The organism is Staphylococcus sp. ZWU0021 (assembly GCF_000798895.1).
Lineage (GTDB): Bacteria > Bacillota > Bacilli > Staphylococcales > Staphylococcaceae > Staphylococcus > Staphylococcus saprophyticus.
This window is the reverse complement of sequence record NZ_JTLN01000030.1, coordinates 468,210-486,719: the sequence shown is the minus strand read 5'-3', so window position 1 is coordinate 486,719 and position 18,510 is coordinate 468,210. Positions and strand designations below refer to the sequence as shown.

Below are 18,510 nucleotides of genomic sequence, written 5' to 3'. Positions count from 1 at the left end.
ATTGCGATACGTCTTTAAAAATGCTTTGTTTTAACACAGGTGTATTAAAATGTGTTAAAGTAAATAAAATAAGTTTTAAAGGCTATTTTTTTAGTTTTTAATTAATACAATTGTATTAAAAAGGGGGTTCTGATATATGCCCAAAGTAGTAGATCACGAGAAAAAGAAGCAGCAAATTATACAGTATGCATGGCAATCTATCGTAAGCAATGGCGCTAAGGGTGCTACAGTTAGAAATATTGCAAAGTTAGCACGAATGACACCAGGACAAATACGTTATTATTATCCAAACCATCATGATTTGTTAAAAGCAGTATCGGTCGAAGTAGATAGTAAAGTTAGAGGAAGAATTAAAGCGGTATATAACGACGGAAGTCTAAGCCCGCTTGATAAAGTCATACAGGCGATGTTGAAAGCTATGCCGCTTGATGAAGAACGATATGCGGATATGGAGGTCTGGTTGGCCTTTCAATATGAGTTACATGAAGTAGGTAAAGATTCCATGGGGAATGAAATCTTTACTTTAATAAAAGCATCGATGTCATTTTTAGAAGAACATGACTTACTCGACACATCGTTAAATCAATATGTAGCAATAATGAAAATGCATGCATTATTGGATGGATTAGCATTACATAAATTGTTAAATCCCGAGCAGATGATAAATGAAGATATTGAACATTTAATAGAGAGCGAAGTGAAATCCTGGTTAAGGAGGTAATATAATGAACGGGGTATTAATGATACTTATTGTAGCTGAATTATTATTTTGAATTGTCATTATTTTAGTTTTGATTTCAAGATATGTCTTACGCATGAAACAAGTTGGTTTGATTTTACTTGCAATGACGCCTGTAATTGATTTGATTTTAATTATTACGATGAGTGTAGATTTATTAAATGGTGCCAAAGCAACGGTCCCTCATGGCATAGCAGCAGTATATATTGGCGTTTCAATTGCATTTAGAAAACAAATGATTCAATGGGCAGACGAACGTTTTAAATACTATGTTTTAAAGGAAGGAAATTTACCTGAAAAGAAAACGGGTATTGCTTATGCAAAAGCTTATTTTGTAAGTTGGTTAAGACATGTTTTAGCCTATTTGATTGGAACAGGTCTATTGTGGTTAATTATAAATATTGTAGGACAAGGCGATAGTGTAGCAGCGCTTTATCATGTTATTAAAATTTGGACAGTTATATTAGGGATTGATTTATTAATCACACTGAGCTACTTTATTTGGCCGAAACCTAAAAAAGTATAAAGTATAACCGATGATATAAAAATAGTGGAACAGAAATTTAATTTTTAGAGAAAATTGGATTTCTGTTCCACGTTTATATTTACTATTTTTGAATAATTTAAGATTGCTTTAAGTGCCATTGATGACGCGTATCATACGATAAGTGGAATGTTTCCGTCTTAATATCAATTGGATACGCAATGGAATGTTTCTCAGAAAATGACCAGCGTCTATCTTCAGGTGTGAGTAGTATATAGCTTTCATCGGATGTATCGCCTAGAAAGTTTAACGCATAAGGTTCAAAATGAGCGTGTTCAAATGTTTCGATTTTATAATCCGATAAAGCTTGGTAAATAGCATTTGTCTCATTACATACAAAGCCGATTTCACTGATTCTAGAAAATTCAGGTTCATTTGTAATGTTGGATACTCTTGCAATCAATTCCACGATGTTTCCAGATGGATCATTAAAGTATATAGCGTGTGCGACAAATGATTCAAAATAAGTTGTATGGTGCCCGTCTTCCATTAATAAAAATAATATATTTTGATAATGCTCTTTCATGTCATAAAAATGATTGTATGGAATATCAATTGCAAAGTGATAATAAGGTTGAATAACGTCTTCAGACCTACAAAATTGCAATTGTGTTTCACCAATTTGAACAATGAAAGTATCTTGATTAATAACTTCTACAGGACATTCCAAAGTTTCCTCATAAAATTGTAGCGTTTCTTCTAATTCTGAAGTACATAACGTTATACTTTCAAATTTCATATGTATATCCCATCCCCACGTAGTAACCATATTTTAAAAAGTATTTTAATAGTACTTTATCAAAATAATAATAAAGATGATAATATTAAGAATTTATATAACCTAAATGTTTTGAAATTGCTCAGATTCTAAATTATCATCAAAAGTAATTATTAAATTATAATAAAGTATTTATGAAGTTAAATAAAAGGACCAAGCCCAACAGTAAGGGGTTAGTCCTTTTAAAAATACATTTATAGATTAAAAGAATATTGAGGTAATGATATAAGCACTTAAACCAACTAAGAGACAGTATAGTAAGGCTGGGCCGAGTGTTTTTCTAATTACACTGCCTTCTTTTCCTGGCATATTCACTACAGCACATACAGCTACGACATTGTGTACGCAAATCATGTTACCAGCTGCTGCACCAATAATTTGTGCAGCCAAGACGGTATAAGGTTCTGCGCCAATGGATTGAGCAATATTTAATTGAATAGGTGAAAATGTCAATGTAGAAACGGTTGCACTTCCTGTAATAAAGGAGCCTAATGCGCCTAAGAAAGGTGCTACGAATAACCAAATAGGTCCTAAGTATTTAGACATATTCTCAGCAATATATTCTGGCATGCTGATTAAATCACTTGTATTGATTCCAGAATTGATAAACACATGCACCATCACAAGTGTAGCTACTAATGTTATTCCAGTGGTTTTAATCGTATTTAGCGATTCTACGCTTGCTTGCGATAGATCTTTGAACGATTTTCTCTGTATTAGGATGGCAAATAAAGCAGAAAGCAGTAAGATAGTGCCTGGTGAATAAAGAAATTCCCAATCAGATGAAATTGTTTCAAAGCCTAGAATTTGATTCCAAGATAAATCTAACACTTGTGTAGTGAAATCTTTAATCAGTGGTACAGTTCTTGTCAGTAATAATAATATAACGACCATTAAATAGGGTGACCAAGCAGTTAATAATGGCATGTCATGTTCTGATTTTGTGGGTGTATAACTGTCATCAAAACCGTCTTTCCATTCATTTTTAGGGAGTAGCCAACCTTTACTTGCTGTGACTACGGCTACGATAAGTCCTGTGAGTGAACCGAGAATTGCAACGAATTCAGGACCGAATAGAAAGGCATAGGCAAATGAAGAAGCGACATAGATGAAACCAATACAGGCTAGCCATGGAATCATTTCAACAATAGATTTGAGTTTGTTTGTTTTGCCAAAGAAAATAATCAAAGTAGCAATTAATATAATAGGTATAAAAATACCACTTAGTAAATCTAATGTTGTAATACGTTCAGCTGTAGCTTGAAACAGTGAACTATCTGCGTCATTTAATGTACTTAAACCGACTAATACAGGTGTACCCACGGCACCAAATGAAACAGCAACGCTATCAGCAATCAAAGCGGTAACAACAGCTATCATCGGTCTGAAACCTAGTGCTACCATGAGTGGTGCTGTGACCACTGCAGGTGTGCCAAATCCAGATGCACCTTCAATCAATGAACCAAATAAAAAAGCCACAATAATAACTTGAACACGCATATCTCCTGATAATTTTTTGAATCCTTCATTAATACGTGTAACTGCACCAGTTTGTCGCAAAGTATTAAGCAACACAAGCGCACCAAATAAAATATAGAGAATGGTAAGTGTTTTATGAGTACCTTGAAGCAGTGAGGCCGATATGACATGACCTTGCATTCCCCAAACAAAGACGCCCAAGAATGTGACAATGAACGCACTAATAATCATACCCTTTAGTGCAGACATACGTAGTAATACTAAAAAAATAAAAGGCACAATGACAGCACTAAAAGCAACAAATAACATCATTTAAAAAATCCCCCTAAGTAAAAATAACAATCATCTAGTCATATGATGATTAAATATTATTCATTGTAAACGCATTCATGTAAAAATTCAAATTCCAATAAATAAATTATTTCATTTAAAAAATGACATTTATTTTTAAAAACATACTTTAAGAGTAAAAACGTTTGTAGGAAATTTAAAATTGTAAACACAGTTTTTAATAGTAATTAAAACAAAGAAACGAAAAGAAACGAAAATAAATTTGCGATAATAGAAAAAATGAAATAAGATAATAGAAATAAATGAAAGCGTTTTCTTTTAATTGGAATAAATGAACGCATAGGGTTTTAAAGAAAACGCATATTATTTTAAATAACATAGGAATGAAAATTTATAGATATAGGGGGGTTATGAATGAATAAAAAGTTAGCTAAAATGGGCATGCCACCGACACTATTATGGGGATATATTGGTGTACTCATTTTTATGATGGGGGATGGCTTGGAGCTAGCCTGGATTAGTCCATACTTACATGATCATGGCCTATCTGTACATCAAACTGCTATATTAACTACTTGTTATGGTGTAACGATTGCTATTGGATCTTGGTTTTCAGGTGTATTAGTAGAGATTATTGGTCCACGAAAAGTAATGTTATTGGGAACGCTATTGTATATTATTGGTCACATGATATTTGTAGGCTTAGCACTTCCATCCATGAATTATGGACTAATGATACCATCGTATGCGATTAGAGGTTTTGGGTATCCATTATTTGCCTATTCATTTTTAGTTTGGGTAGCATATCGTTCTCCACAGAAACGTTTAGGTGCAGCAGTAGGATGGTTTTGGTTTGTATTTACAGGAGGTTTGAGTGTACTGGGTTCATTTTATTCTTCGATGGCGATTCAAATATTTGGTCATATATTCACCTTATGGACTGCGATTTTATGGGTGATTGTTGGAACATTTTTAGCAGTATTTGTAAACCGTGATAAATTTGAAATAGAGAATAAAGGGAATGGTTTTAAAACCCATTTGAAAGAGATGGGCGCTGGTATTACAATTTTAAAACGAGAACCTCGCGTAGCGGTTGCTTGTATTGTAAGAATTATTAATCAAGCTGCACAATATGCATTTCCGTTGTTCCTTCCAATATATTTATCTACGAAAGGTATCGCAACGACGACGTGGTTAAATATTTGGGGTACGATTTTTATTGCAAATATTATTTTCAATCTTATATTTGGTGCATTAAGCGACAAGATTGGTTGGAAAAATACAATATCTTATATCGGAGGTATTGGTTGTGCTGTATTTACTTTAGGCTTGTATTTTATACCTGAAATATTTACAGGGAATGTGTTCATTGTCGGAACAGTAGGATTTTTATGGGGAATGTGTTTAGCTGGATTCGTTCCTATATCAGCACTTGTGCCTTCACTTGTGCATGATGGTGATAAAGGTCCGGCAATGGCTATATTGAACTTAGGAGCAGGTTTGTGTGTGTTTGCTGGACCTGGATTAGTCGCTTTATTCTACGATAGTATTGGCGTACAAGGTATGATGTATCTTATATTTGGACTTTATGTAGCAAGTGCGATTATGACTCGTTTTTTAAAAACACCAGAAGAGCGTGGTATTTTGAACGAAAAAGAAGCAACTTAAAATCCGATGGATAACATATAATGAACAAGGCCGTGATATCTATAGATGTCATGGTCTTTTTTCATAGGTAATAATTAAATAAATTGAATAGATATTGAAATATAACGAAATTTATAAAAAAGCCTATGAAATATAAGGGGTGTCTCATAGGCTTTGAATCAAATTGATGATCAACGACTGATTCGAAAATTCATTTCTGATTAAAAGGGTGATTATGGAATTTTTTGAGGTGGAGTGGAAATAAATGCTTTATTTTTCTTGGAAACCGCCTGAAACAAATTGTGCTACGATTTGTTTAATTACAGCTACAATATCTTTAAACATAATAATTCACCTCCGTGAGATAAATGATTACATTCCCAATATACAACCATTTTGATAATAAAAGATATGTAACGCATAACTTGAAATTTAAAGTTCACAACTGTTTATTTTCAGATATTTTCAATGCTTAAATGACGAGATTTTCGACGTTATTGTTTAAGAGACTTTAACTTTTTTTAAAATTGAAAAAAGCTGTCAATGTATATAAAATTAAATAATATTCATTTTTTAGTATAAATATACTTGAAATATCATTTAAATACCTTTATTATGTATATAAATCTTATAAAACATTGGAGTGATGAAAATGGGGCGTACACAACAGCATTAAACAAGCTAGCATTATTCAAGGGTAAAGACTTTTTGAAGACATGTGATTTTTCAGCAGATGAGTTACATACTTTAATTGATTTTACTGGTGAATTAAAAGAAAAGAAAAAGCGTGGTATTCCACACCCGTATTTAAAAGGGAAAAATTTGGCATTCTTATTTGAAAAACCTTCTACTAGAACGCGTTCAGCATTTAGTGTGGCAGCATATGATTTAGGCGCTTATCCAGAATACTTTGGGCAAGGTGATATTCATTTAGGAGTTAAAGAATCCTCAGAAGATACTGCCAAAGTTCTAGGTAGAATGTATGATGGTATTGAATTTAGAGGTCATCATCAGAAAGATGTAGAAGCACTTGCTAAAAATGCAGGTGTACCAGTATGGAATGGGCTCACTAATGAATGGCACCCAACTCAAATGATTGCAGATTTTTTCACATTAAAAGAACACTGGGGAACATTACAAGGTAAAACATTGACTTATGTCGGTGATGCTAGAAATAACGTAGCTCATGATTTACTTATTACGGGTGCAATTTTAGGTGTGAACATACATGTAGCCGCACCAAAAGCGTTACAACCGGATGAAGATATTCAAGTTATGGCACAAAAATATGCTGCTGAATCATCGAGCGATATATTGATTACAGATGATATTCAACAAGCAATCTATCAAACAGATGCAATATACACAGATGTTTGGTTTTCAATGGGTGAAGATCAATCGGTATTAGAACCGCGTATCAATCAATTATTACCTTATCAAGTAAACAAAGAGATGCTGATCAACACAATGAATCCAGATGTTATCGTATTACATTGCTTACCTGCATTTCATGATGTAAATACACAAGTAGGACAACAAATTTACGAAACGTATGGCTTAACTGAAATGGAAATTTCAGATGACGTATTTAAAGGTGAACATGCTGTCATTTTTGACCAATCAGAAAATAGATTACACTCTATTAAAGCAATTATGGCTGTAACACTGGGTGATATTTTTTAAATTAGATGTTAAGTATTATGAAGAGGTTTTGTAATGCTACTATAAAAAGGATGGAGCCTGGGACAAAAGAAATGTCTTACACTCTTTTCCTACGATTAGTCAGTAGATGACTGAATTGAACATGTAAAGGCCAACTTAATTTAATGCATAGATAGTGTTAGCATTTTATTATGAAATAGATTGACGTTTCTACTTGTAAACAACCAACAAATTTAATTTGTTGGTTGTTTTTTTATCTTCAAATTTAAAAATGAAGTTAAGGTGTGACTTTCGTTGAAATGAAGGAAGTTGAAAGTATATATCTAAAATGAATTTGGACAACATATGGATAACTTAATAGATGCATATAATAGATAATGATAACACTTTATGAAAATATTTTTCATATTGTTCTATTGTAATGATTAATATTTTCTTCGACTGTATATTGATGTTAATTAGGAGGTTATAGTATATGAGTAAGTTGTTTGAAAAAGCACAACAATTTGGGAAATCATTTATGTTACCGATAGCTATTTTACCAGCAGCTGGTTTATTGTTAGGTATTGGTGGTGCGTTGAGTAATCCGAATACAATCAAAGCCTATCCAGTATTGGATATTGCGCTCTTGCAAAATATATTTATTTTAATGTCAGCAGCAGGAAATATCGTTTTTCAAAATTTACTGGTTATTTTCGCGGTGGGTGTGGCATTAGGTTTAGCAAAAAGTGATAAAAGGCACGGCTGGTCTAGCAGCAATGCTTGGGTTTTTAATTATGAATGCATCAATGAATGGTTTGTTGACGATCACAGATACATTGGCGAAAGGCAACTTGGCAGAAGAAGGTCAAAGTATGGTATTGGGAATACAAACTGTAGAAACAGGTGTATTTGGAGGTATTATCACCGGTATTATGACAGCTTTGTTACATAATAAATTTCATAAAATATCACTGCCTGCGTATTTAGGTTTCTTCGGTGGGTCACGCTTTGTACCTATCATCACTTCAGTTTCTTCAATAGTGCTAGGTGTGGTTATATTCTTTATTTGGCCAACGGTACAAGGATGGATATTTGGTATCGGTGGTCTAGTAGATAAAACAGGGGTTATTGGTACGTTTTTCTTTGGTTTTATATTGAGGTTATTAGGACCATTTGGTTTGCATCATATTTTCTACTTACCGTTTTGGCAAACCGCACTGGGAGATTCTTTAGAAGTTAAAGGGCACATGGTTCAAGGAACGCAAAATATATTTTTTGCACAGCTAGGTGATCCTGATGTAACTAAATATTTCTCAGGCGGTTCACGTTATATGTCTGGAAGATTTATCACAATGATGTTTGGACTTTGCGGTGCAGCATTAGCAATTTATCACACGGCGAAGCCTGAACGTAAAAAAGTAGTCGGTGGTTTAATGTTATCTGCAGCATTAACATCGTTCTTAACAGGTATTACAGAGCCTTTAGAATTCAGTTTCTTATTTGTTGCACCAATGCTATACGTAATCCATGCCGTTTTAGATGGACTAGCATTTATGATGGCTGACATTTTCAATATCACTGTGGGACAAACATTTAGTGGTGGTTTCATTGATTATTTATTGTTTGGTGTACTACAAGGTAATGAAAAGACGAATTTCTTATGGGTCATTCCAATTGGCATCGTTTGGTTTGTGCTATATTACGTCATATTTAGATACCTCATTACGAAATTTAATTTTAAAACACCTGGTCGTGAAGACGAAGGTGTAACAGAAACAGTTGAAGCAACTGATCGTGCTAAAACGATTATTCAAGCGCTGGGTGGAAAAGAAAATATCGATGTCGTTGATTGTTGTGCAACTAGATTGAGAGTAACGTTAAACAGTGATAAAGCTGTCGATAAAACAATGCTAACTTCTACAGAAGCACGTGGCGTGATTCAAAAAGGGAACGTGTACAAGTTATCTATGGGCCACATGTTACTACCATTAAAAACGAAGTAGAAGAACTTTTAGAAAATGATAAGTAAGGTATTCAATTAGAGGATGATGAATAGATTATAGAAAGTTTTGGTGAGATGATGAATGTAATCAACTTAAAAAATCGTACGATTGGAAGCCAATACGTAGCAACAGAAATACTGAAACAGGTTATCTCCAAACCTAATGCTGTATTAGGTTTAGCCACTGGTAATACCATGATCGAAGTTTATAAAACATTAGCAGCGTTATTAAATGTGAATCAAATAGATCTATCCAATGTCGTAACGTTTAATTTAGATGAATATGTAGGTTTATCTGCAGAACATAATCAAAGCTATCATGTTTATATGAACGCGCACTTATTTAATCATAATCAAACATGGAATAATAAAAATATTTATTTGCCTGTAGGTGATGCGCCTAATATTGAATTAGAAAGTGAACTTTATGAACAGCGTTTAGGTGAAATCGGTTCAGCTGATATCCAAATATTAGGCATTGGTGAAAATGGGCATATTGGCTTCAATGAGCCATATTCATCTTTTGAAAGTGTAACGAGAGTTGTTGATTTAATACCTTCAACCATTAATGCGAATAGTCAACATTTTGAAAATATAGAAGACGTACCTAAGCAAGCGATTTCTATGGGATTGTCTTCTATTATGAAAGCAAAACGGATCATATTGTTAGCATTTGGTAAAAATAAACAGCAAGCAATAAAAGCTTTGTTAGAAGGCGAAGTGTCAGAAGCATTGCCAGCTTCTATTTTGCACAAACATCCTAATGTAGAAGTTATTATTGATGATGAAATTTTTACTTCACTCATAGAAGATGGAACATTGTAAGTGAGATGTAAATAATCATATGCGTCCTTCAAAGTAGACATTCTAAAAATGACAACTTTGGAGGGCGCATTTTTATGTCTTGTAATAATTAAATACTATTTTTAATGAATCAAAAATGAGTCTGTATCGTTTTTAATGAAATACATAAAGTATAAATCTTAAATGAAATAATAATTTAAAAATTGATTTTTGTAAACGTTTACAATTATAATGTAATTATATAATTTTAAAAGGGGTGTGTAGTTATGGTTAATGTGAAAAAAGAACGTATGAAAGTCTATGTTTTGGATAACGGACGCATGAAGATGGATAAGAATTTGATGATTGCTAATTCCAATCAAGCAACATTAGATGACCCTAACGCCAATAACGAGATGCATGAATTCCCTATATATACTGTGTTTATAGATCACCCAGATGCTAAAATCCTTTTTGATACAGCTTGTAATCCGAACGCTATGGGAGATAGTGGGAGATGGATAAGTGCAACACAAAAAGCTTTTCCGTACTTTGCTGATGAAGCTTGTCATTTACCTAATAGACTCGAGCAAATTAATGTAGATCCTAAAGAAGTCGATTTTGTTATTGCTTCACATTTACATTTGGATCATGCAGGGTGTTTAGAATATTTTACGAATGCAACCATAATTGTCCATGATGATGAATTAAGTGGTGCAATGAAAACATATGCACGAAACCAACAAGAAGGGGCTTATATTTGGGCAGATATAGATGCTTGGGTGAAAAATAATCTGAAATGGAGAACGATTAAAAAAGAAGAAGATAATTTGAAACTAGTAGATGGTGTTCGAATTTTAAATTATGGTAGTGGTCATGCATGGGGCATCATTGGTCTAGAGATTGAGAGTGCTGAATTAGGAACGATTATATTAGCATCGGACGCAATATACACTAAGGAAAGTATAGAGGATACATTGAAGCCACCAGGTATTTTATATGATTCTATTGGATGGACGAAATCAGTGGAGAAAATTCAAAGATTAGCAAAAGAAAAAAATGCTCAAATTTGGTTTGGACATGATGGCGAACAATTCGAAGGCTTTAGAAAATCAACGGAAGGTTATTATGAATAATTGCTATTTTATCAAAGTATCTTTAAATCACTACAGTGAATGAGGAGTGTATGTTATGAAAACAAGAGCGGCAGTATTGCGTGAAATGGGTAAAGATGCACCATATACAGAAAGTCATCCTTTAACAATAGAAACTTTAGAACTTCAAGGGCCTCAATCAAATGAAGTACTTATAAAAATAGGCGCAGTGGGTTTGTGTCACTCTGATTTATCTGTAATTAATGGCAGTAGACCACGTCCAATGCCAATGGTATTAGGGCATGAAGCAGCTGGAGAAATTATCGAAGTAGGTGAAAACGTTGCGGAATTTGAAGTGGGTGATCATATCGTATGTACATTTATACCAAGTTGTGGACATTGTATTCCGTGTCGTGAAGGCAGACCTGCCTTATGTGAAAATGGTGCAGCGGCAAATGAAAAAGGAGAAATGTTAGAAGGTGGCTTTCGTTATGAATCTGACCGTGATGAGGTAATGCATCATCATTTAGGTGTATCAGGTTTTGCAGATTATGCAGTGGTATCTACAAATTCAATTGTCAAAGTAGATAAAAAGATTCCATTTGAAAAGGTGGCGATTTTTGGTTGTGCAGTCATTACGGGCATAGGTGCAGTCATTAATACAGCTCGCATTAATGCAGGGAGTACTGTGGCGGTTGTTGGGCTTGGTGGCATTGGTCTTAACGCAATTCTTGGTGCACGCCTGGCAGGTGCAAGTGAAATTATTGCACTAGATATTAATGAAGAAAAATTTGCATTGGCTAAATCACTTGGAGCAACAGCAGTATTTAATTCAGGTGAAGCACATACAATAGAAGATATTAAACAATATACGCAAGGTGGTGTGGATTATGCTTTTGAAACGGCGGGCGTAGTACCTGCCATGGATGTCGCATATCAAATCACACGTCGAGGTGGAATGACAACGACAACAGGTTTACCAGATCCCAAACACCAATTTTCATTTCCTCAAGTAACGCTCGCTGCTGAAGAGCGTACGATAAAAGGGTCATATGTGGGAAGTTGTGTTCCTGACCGTGATATACCACGTTTCATCAACTTATATCATCAAGGTCGTTTACCAGTAAATGAACTTTTAACAGATACATTACCATTAGAACATATTAATGAAGGGTTTGACCGCTTGGCACGAGGTGAAGCGGCACGTTTAGTAGTGAAAATGGATTAGGTGTGTTCATATGAGTCGTTTTAATGACACATTAGAAAAGTATTTGTTACCAGTCGCGTCTAAATTGGGATGGAATAAAATTTTAATTTCATTAAGAGATGGTATTATCGTTGCGATGCCATTGATTATCATTGGATCACTATTTCTTGTCATTAGTGGCATCGCCATACCGGGATGGATTGAATGGTTGGAAGCACAAGGCATACAACCCTATTTAATGAAAGCAGTAAATGGCACATTTGGATTGATGGGATTAGTTGCAAGTTTTGGTGTGGCACATAGTATTGCTCGACAGTATGATACGGATGGTGTTTCAGCAGGAATTATTTCCATGGCTGCATTTTTAGTTGTAACACCTAATGTTATGACCGGTGGCAAAACACCAGAAGAAGCTATACCTCAAATGTATATGGGAAGTCAGGGACTTTTTGTAGCATTAATTATAGGGATCTTTTCCGGATTGATATTTCAATGGTTTATTAATAGAAATATAAGGATTAAAATGCCCGATCAAGTTCCACCTGCAGTAGCGAAAAGCTTTAGCGCATTAATACCTGGAGCTGTCATTATTTTATTGTGGCTTATAATCTATATAGCATTAGATAACCTTCCTTTTGGAAACATACATGACCTTATTGTTAATACATTAGGTGTGCCATTAAGTTTAATGGGAAGTACTTTAATAGGTACGATTATATTAGTAGGACTAAATAGTGCCTTTTGGTTTGTAGGTATTCATGGTGCAAATGTAGTAAATGCGGTTATGCAGCCAATATGGCTTAAGAATATAGATGAAAACCGTATTGTATATCAAGCTAATCCTCATGGCGATTTGCCACATATCATCACGCAACCTTTTATAGATAATTTTGTATTTATGGGGGGCGGTGGCTCAACCATTGGCTTAGTGATTGTTATTGCCATTTTAGCCTTTAAAAAGCGTTCGAGTAAAATTACGAAAACAATGGCACCACTGACATTGATGCCTGGTATTTTTAATATTAATGAACCGACCTTGTTTGGTTTGCCAGTCGTTCTCAATGTTAGGCTGATTGTACCCTTTATATTGGCGCCGATGATCAATGCGACGATTACTTATTTTGCCATGGCAAGCGGGCTTGTTCATTTAACTAATGGTACTGCGATGCCTTGGACAATCCCACCTATTATTAGTGGGTTTTTAGCTACGGGTCATGTTAGTGGTTCATTGGTACAAATGGTTTGTATCATTGTTGATATCTTATTGTATTATCCATTTTACAGAACGATGGAAAAATATAATTTGCAACTAGAGCAAAAAGAAGCAGATGAAACAAAAGAAATCTAAACAAAGGGGATTTGTCTCATGGTAAAAAGATTATTAAGTGCGAATGCATCTGAAATCGTTGAAATGACAGCCACAGAATTAAAACAAAGTATTAAAGCAAGTGATGGTCGTGTTGTATTATCTGAAAATGTGGTCACACGTACTCCAGTCATTCCAGATATTACAAATGCTGAACTTGCTCGTGCATTTGGCGCAGATTTAATTTTATTAAATGGTTTAGATGCCTTTGATCCTAAAGTTGTTAATGTAGATGAAGATAAACAGGTTATCAATGAATTGAGACGTCTTGTTTGTAGACCGATTGGTGTCAATTTAGAACCTGTAGATAAAACCGCAACGATGTCAGAAGAAAAACTAAATATTGTAGAAGGTCGACAAGCAAGTTCGAAAACGGTAAAGGCATTAGAAAAATTAGGTATTAATTTTATATGTATGACAGGGAATCCTGGGACAGGTGTAACGAATGATAAAATTGTCAACGCTATTTCAGAGACACGAAAGCATTTTACAGGACTTATTATAGCGGGGAAAATGCATAGCGCTGGTGTAGATGAACCTGTAATAACGGAAACGTATGTAGATCAATTTATAGACGCTGGGGCAGATATTATTCTTGTACCATCAATTGGCACGGTACCAGGATTTGATGAGGAACAATTGAAAAATATTGTTAAAGCAGTACACCGTCGTGAAGGTTTAGTTATGTCTGCTATAGGAACAAGCCAAGAAAGTTCTGATCCAAGTACCATTAGGGATTTTGCGATACGTAATAAAATCTGTGGTGTTGATATTCAACACATTGGTGATGCTGGTTATTGCGGTCTTGCACCAGTCAATAATATTTTTGAATTAAGTAAGGCAATCAGAGGGGAAAGACATACAGTATCCATGATAGCTAGATCGATTCAACGTTAAATGATGAAACTACGCTTTTAATCAGGAGGAATTTTTTATGGCAGAAAAAACAATCATGTTGGTATGTGCAGCGGGAATGAGTACAAGTATGTTGGTACAAAAAATGCAAAAAGAAGCTGAAAAGCAAAAGCTTGATAGAGATATTTTTGCCGTTTCCACTTCAGAAGCAGATCAAAAAATTGAAAGTGACAATATAGATGTATTGCTACTAGGACCACAAGTTCGCTTTAAAAAAGATGAATATACTAAAAAATGCTCTGAGAAAGACATACCTGTAGCGGTCATTGAAATGAGAGATTATGGAACGATGAATGGAGAAAATGTATTAAATGCAGCTGAACAATTGATGAAAAAATAGAGGTGGTTCAATGTCAGAAGCGGAAAATAGTTTAGAGTTTGCCATGTCACTTATTGCATACAGTGGTGACGCCAAAAGTCATGCAATGGAAGCCATCTATGCGGCAAAGAAAAATGCTTTTGAAGAAGCTGAAAAGAAATTAAAACTTGCAGAAGTTTCATTATTAGAGGCACATCATATTCAAACAAATATGTTAACCAAAGAAGCGCAAGGTGATGAGATAAAAATGTCGCTGTTAACCATTCACAGTCAGGACCATTTAATGACAGCTATTACGTTCAAAGATATGGCAGCAGAAATGATCGATTTATATAAAAAGATGGATTCAAAAGCATAAATATATTAAGTATCATTGAAAAAGTACATTTTCAAAAGATTTGAAGATGTACTTTTTTGTTCATTATTGTAAAAAAAGGAGTAAACAAGGGAATCAACTTAATTGTATTATATGTTAATTAATGGGAATTAAAAAATAAATGTATATTTGGATAAAAAAGTTATTGACTTAATGAAGGGTTAGGCATAGAATATTTTTATTCCGATAAGAATAATAAGAATAGAGGGCGCGAAATGAAAAAAATATTATTAGGTATACTGACGTTACTTTTAGTTGTGGGACTCGCAGCTTGTGGTACTTCTGACAAAAAAGACAACGATAACAAAAATAAAACTGCAAGTGAAAATAAAACATTTGTTGTAGGTACGGAAGGGACCTATGCACCTTTCTCATATCATGATAAACAAGATAAACTAACAGGTTATGATATTGATGTAATGAAAGCAGTAGCTAAAGAAATGGGTTACAAAGTTAAATTTAAAGAAACACAATGGGATTCTATGTTTGCTGGATTAGACTCTGGTAGATTTAATGTGATAGCGAACCAAGTAGGTATTAATGATGAACGTAAAGAAAAATATAAATTCTCAGAACCATATACGTATTCAGAAGCAGTATTAGTCGTTAACAAAAACAACAAAGATATAAAATCATTTGACGATGTTAAAGGTAAGAAATTGGCTCAAACGTTTACTTCAAATTATGGTAAATTGGCTAAATCTAAAGGTGCAGAATTAACGAAAGTAGATGGCTTCAATCAGGCTATGGATTTATTACAATCTAATAGAGTTGAAGGTACATTTAATGACAATATTTCATACTTAGATTATAAAAAACAAAAACCTAATGCAGATGTGAAAATTATTGAAGGTAATGCTGAGAAGAGTCAATCTGCTTTAACATTTAGTAAAAAAGAAGACGATGCAACAATTGAAAAAGTAAATAAAGCAATGAAAAAATTAAAAGATAATGGTGAATTAGCAAAAATAAGCAAAAAATGGTTCGGCGAAGATGTTTCTAAATCTTAATACTGAACAGCAACATGCACTAGACGCAGCTGGTCAAGCATTTGCACCGATGCTTGAAGGATTAGTGAAATTTTCTATACCTATTACATTAGTAACCTTTTTGTTAGGTTTAGTGATTGCGTTACTCACTGCGTTAATGCGCATTTCAACAAGCCGTATTTTAAGAGGGATTGCTCGTTTTTATATTTCAATCATCCGAGGTACACCGATGATTGTACAATTATTCATTATCTTTTACGGGATCCCTGAACTCGGCAGATTATTGACAAATAACTCTGAAAATCAATGGACGTTAGCACCAGTTATCGCAGCAATTATTGGCTTATCATTAAATGTAGGGGCATATGCTTCTGAAATTATTCGTGGAGGTATTATGTCTATACCTAAGGGTCAAACAGAAGCGGCCTATTCAATCGGTATGAATTATCGACAAACGATTCAACGTATTATCTTGCCACAAGCGATTAGAGTATCCGTACCAGCATTAGGTAATACATTTTTAAGTTTAATTAAAGATACATCACTTTTAGGATTTATATTAGTAGCTGAAATGTTTAGAAAAGCACAAGAAGTCGCTTCAACGACATACGAGTATTTAACTATTTATCTACTTGTAGCACTTATGTACTGGGTGGTTTGCTTTATCATTTCAATTGCACAAAACTTCTATGAATCTTATCTTGAAAGAGGGTATCGCTCATGATTGAATTAAAAAATATAAAAAAATCATTTGATGATAAAGAAGTTATCAAAGGGATTGATTTAAACGTTAATCAAGGAGAAGTTGTGACATTTATTGGACGATCAGGTTCAGGTAAGACGACTTTGTTGCGAATGATTAATGCTTTAGAGTTGCCTACAGAAGGTGCTGTGTATGTTAATGGAGAGACTTATAGCAATGCAGACAAGAAATCACAGATAAAAGTCCGTAAACAGTCGGGCATGGTATTTCAAAGTTATAATTTATTCCCACATAAAACGGCATTAGAAAATGTAATGGAAGGTCTCATTACTGTTAAAAAAACGAAAAAAGATGAAGCAAAGCAACAAGCATTAGCTTTATTGGAAAAAGTAGATTTAACTGCTGTAAAAGATCAAAGACCGAATGCTTTATCTGGAGGACAACAGCAACGTGTAGCAATTGCTAGAGCTTTAGCCATGAATCCAAAAGTAATGCTGTTTGATGAACCTACGTCTGCGTTAGATCCAGAACTCGTTAATGATGTGCTTCGTGTCATCAAGGACCTAGCTAATGAAGGTATGACAATGATTATCGTGACGCATGAAATGCGATTTGCTAAAGAAGTATCTAACAAGATTGTATTTATACATGATGGTGTAATTGGAGAATCTGGGCCTCCAGAGCAAATCTTTAATCATCCACAAAGCGCTGAACTACAAAGATTTTTAAATATGATTCGTGAAGTTTAACGTTGAAAGAAAGTTTAGTGAAAGTATTATGATAAAACGATTGCCTTGTTATATATACTGACAAGGATGATTAGGCAGTCTGAAGAATAGCATTTTTAAAAGTGATAGCGATGTATTTTCAATAGAATATATGATTGCCTAAATAAGGTGAGTCCGAGACATTTAGTTATGTCCGGGCTTTTTTTATAAAACGATATCATATATGTACTTTGAACTTTATAATTTAAAAATATAATGATTTTTTTATTTGATGTGCAACTTTTCGCATTTAAAGACGAAAGAGATTACACATCTATCATCTTTAGAAAGCGTTTACAATAAAGAGGCGAGGAGGTTGCTAATATGTTAAGTAAGCGACAGTATCATATTTTAATGTTCATACTTGAATGTGAAACTTTTGTGCAAATTCATCATTTAGCAACGCACTTTAATGTTACAGAAAGAACGATACAGTACGATCTTGAATACATTGAAGATATGGCAAGTAACCTAGGTTTAATTATTCAAAGGACTAAGCAAGAGGGGGTCAAAATAACCACAACACCAGAACAGTTAAAGCGCTTTGCACCTAAATCGACAACGCATACAATACATTATGCAAAAGAAGAGCGCTTGTTATATATAACGTTAAAATTACTTGAAGCCAATACGCCGACATCATCACAAGTGCTTGCGACCACCGTATCTGTTTCAAGACGAACGATTGTGGAAGATTTGAAAAGCGTTCAAAATTGGTTAGAGCAGCATGACTATCTTGCTATAGCAGAATGTGCTTTCGTAGATTTAGCGCATTTAAATAAGGTATTTAAATATCGATATGGCGTAACAGCTTATCAATATATGTCAAAACTAAAATAATATTGCATTTATCGACTTAACTTTAAA

At 34.0% G+C, this 18,510-nt stretch carries 17 protein-coding genes and 1 pseudogene; 16 read left to right on the top strand and 2 right to left on the bottom strand.

Features of this window, described 5'->3' with window-relative positions; translation table 11 throughout:
• The first annotated feature begins 136 nt into the window (after positions 1 to 136).
• Both L987_RS11395 and L987_RS11390 read left to right on the top strand, forming a co-directional pair.
• On the top strand, positions 137 to 721 hold the full coding sequence (locus L987_RS11395; RefSeq protein WP_011302218.1) for a TetR/AcrR family transcriptional regulator: 585 nt from the start codon (positions 137 to 139) through the stop codon (positions 719 to 721).
• Positions 722 to 815: 94 nt separating this feature from the next.
• Positions 816 to 1,265 (top strand): hypothetical protein, encoded by a 450-nt coding sequence (locus L987_RS11390; RefSeq protein ID WP_306462266.1) that lies wholly within the window; start codon positions 816 to 818, stop codon positions 1,263 to 1,265.
• A gap of 97 nt (positions 1,266 to 1,362) precedes the next feature.
• On the opposite strand, the gene L987_RS11385 is transcribed toward L987_RS11390, so the two are convergent.
• A complete protein-coding gene (locus L987_RS11385) occupies positions 1,363 to 2,022 on the bottom strand; it encodes a glyoxalase/bleomycin resistance/dioxygenase family protein (protein ID WP_047504718.1) in 660 nt (219 codons plus the stop codon).
• A gap of 240 nt (positions 2,023 to 2,262) precedes the next feature.
• Positions 2,263 to 3,852 carry an L-lactate permease gene (locus L987_RS11380; protein WP_011302221.1) on the bottom strand — a complete coding sequence of 530 codons (1,590 nt, stop codon included), beginning with the start codon at positions 3,850 to 3,852 and terminating at the stop codon, positions 2,263 to 2,265.
• 393 nt (positions 3,853 to 4,245) lie between these two features.
• Between L987_RS11380 and L987_RS11375 the strand changes: the two genes are divergently transcribed.
• From L987_RS11375 to L987_RS11305, 14 genes and pseudogenes are all read left to right on the top strand, one after another.
• The gene (locus tag L987_RS11375) at positions 4,246 to 5,499 is read left to right on the top strand and encodes an MFS transporter (protein WP_011302222.1); all 1,254 of its coding nucleotides are present in this window, start codon (positions 4,246 to 4,248) and stop codon (positions 5,497 to 5,499) included.
• Between the two features lie 594 nt (positions 5,500 to 6,093).
• Positions 6,094 to 7,161, top strand: a complete 1,068-nt coding sequence (argF, locus tag L987_RS11370; protein WP_170178157.1) for an ornithine carbamoyltransferase — start codon at positions 6,094 to 6,096, stop codon at positions 7,159 to 7,161.
• A gap of 454 nt (positions 7,162 to 7,615) precedes the next feature.
• Positions 7,616 to 9,151 (top strand): annotated as a pseudogene (ptsG, locus tag L987_RS11360) (glucose-specific PTS transporter subunit IIBC).
• A gap of 51 nt (positions 9,152 to 9,202) precedes the next feature.
• Complete coding sequence (gene nagB / locus L987_RS11355) at positions 9,203 to 9,949, top strand: glucosamine-6-phosphate deaminase (protein ID WP_047504914.1); 747 nt, start codon at positions 9,203 to 9,205, stop codon at positions 9,947 to 9,949.
• Positions 9,950 to 10,194: 245 nt separating this feature from the next.
• A complete protein-coding gene (gene ahlS, locus L987_RS11350; protein ID WP_041079459.1) occupies positions 10,195 to 11,043 on the top strand; it encodes an AhlS family quorum-quenching N-acyl homoserine lactonase in 849 nt (282 codons plus the stop codon).
• Positions 11,044 to 11,098: 55 nt separating this feature from the next.
• Positions 11,099 to 12,229, top strand: coding sequence for a zinc-dependent alcohol dehydrogenase family protein (locus L987_RS11345; protein ID WP_011302228.1), 1,131 nt, complete (start codon positions 11,099 to 11,101; stop codon positions 12,227 to 12,229).
• A 10-nt stretch (positions 12,230 to 12,239) separates the two neighbouring features.
• Positions 12,240 to 13,556, top strand: a complete 1,317-nt coding sequence (locus L987_RS11340) for a PTS sugar transporter subunit IIC (RefSeq protein WP_047504711.1) — start codon at positions 12,240 to 12,242, stop codon at positions 13,554 to 13,556.
• Positions 13,557 to 13,574: 18 nt separating this feature from the next.
• The gene (locus L987_RS11335) at positions 13,575 to 14,471 is read left to right on the top strand and encodes a DUF7916 family protein (protein ID WP_011302230.1); all 897 of its coding nucleotides are present in this window, start codon (positions 13,575 to 13,577) and stop codon (positions 14,469 to 14,471) included.
• A 37-nt stretch (positions 14,472 to 14,508) separates the two neighbouring features.
• Complete coding sequence (locus tag L987_RS11330; RefSeq protein ID WP_047504709.1) at positions 14,509 to 14,829, top strand: PTS sugar transporter subunit IIB; 321 nt, start codon at positions 14,509 to 14,511, stop codon at positions 14,827 to 14,829.
• A gap of 10 nt (positions 14,830 to 14,839) precedes the next feature.
• Positions 14,840 to 15,166 (top strand): PTS lactose/cellobiose transporter subunit IIA, encoded by a 327-nt coding sequence (locus L987_RS11325; RefSeq protein WP_011302231.1) that lies wholly within the window; start codon positions 14,840 to 14,842, stop codon positions 15,164 to 15,166.
• Positions 15,167 to 15,399: 233 nt separating this feature from the next.
• Entirely contained in the window at positions 15,400 to 16,194 is a 795-nt protein-coding gene (locus L987_RS11320) for an amino acid ABC transporter substrate-binding protein (RefSeq protein WP_011302232.1), read from the top strand.
• Positions 16,178 to 16,897: an amino acid ABC transporter permease gene (locus L987_RS11315; protein WP_011302233.1), complete on the top strand. Its 720-nt coding sequence runs from the start codon at positions 16,178 to 16,180 to the stop codon at positions 16,895 to 16,897. The genes L987_RS11320 and L987_RS11315 overlap by 17 nt, the downstream gene beginning before the upstream one ends.
• The gene (locus L987_RS11310) at positions 16,894 to 17,625 is read left to right on the top strand and encodes an amino acid ABC transporter ATP-binding protein (protein ID WP_002482190.1); all 732 of its coding nucleotides are present in this window, start codon (positions 16,894 to 16,896) and stop codon (positions 17,623 to 17,625) included. The genes L987_RS11315 and L987_RS11310 overlap by 4 nt, the downstream gene beginning before the upstream one ends.
• A gap of 342 nt (positions 17,626 to 17,967) precedes the next feature.
• A complete protein-coding gene (locus L987_RS11305) occupies positions 17,968 to 18,483 on the top strand; it encodes an HTH domain-containing protein (RefSeq protein ID WP_047504706.1) in 516 nt (171 codons plus the stop codon).
• Positions 18,484 to 18,510 lie beyond the last annotated feature (27 nt).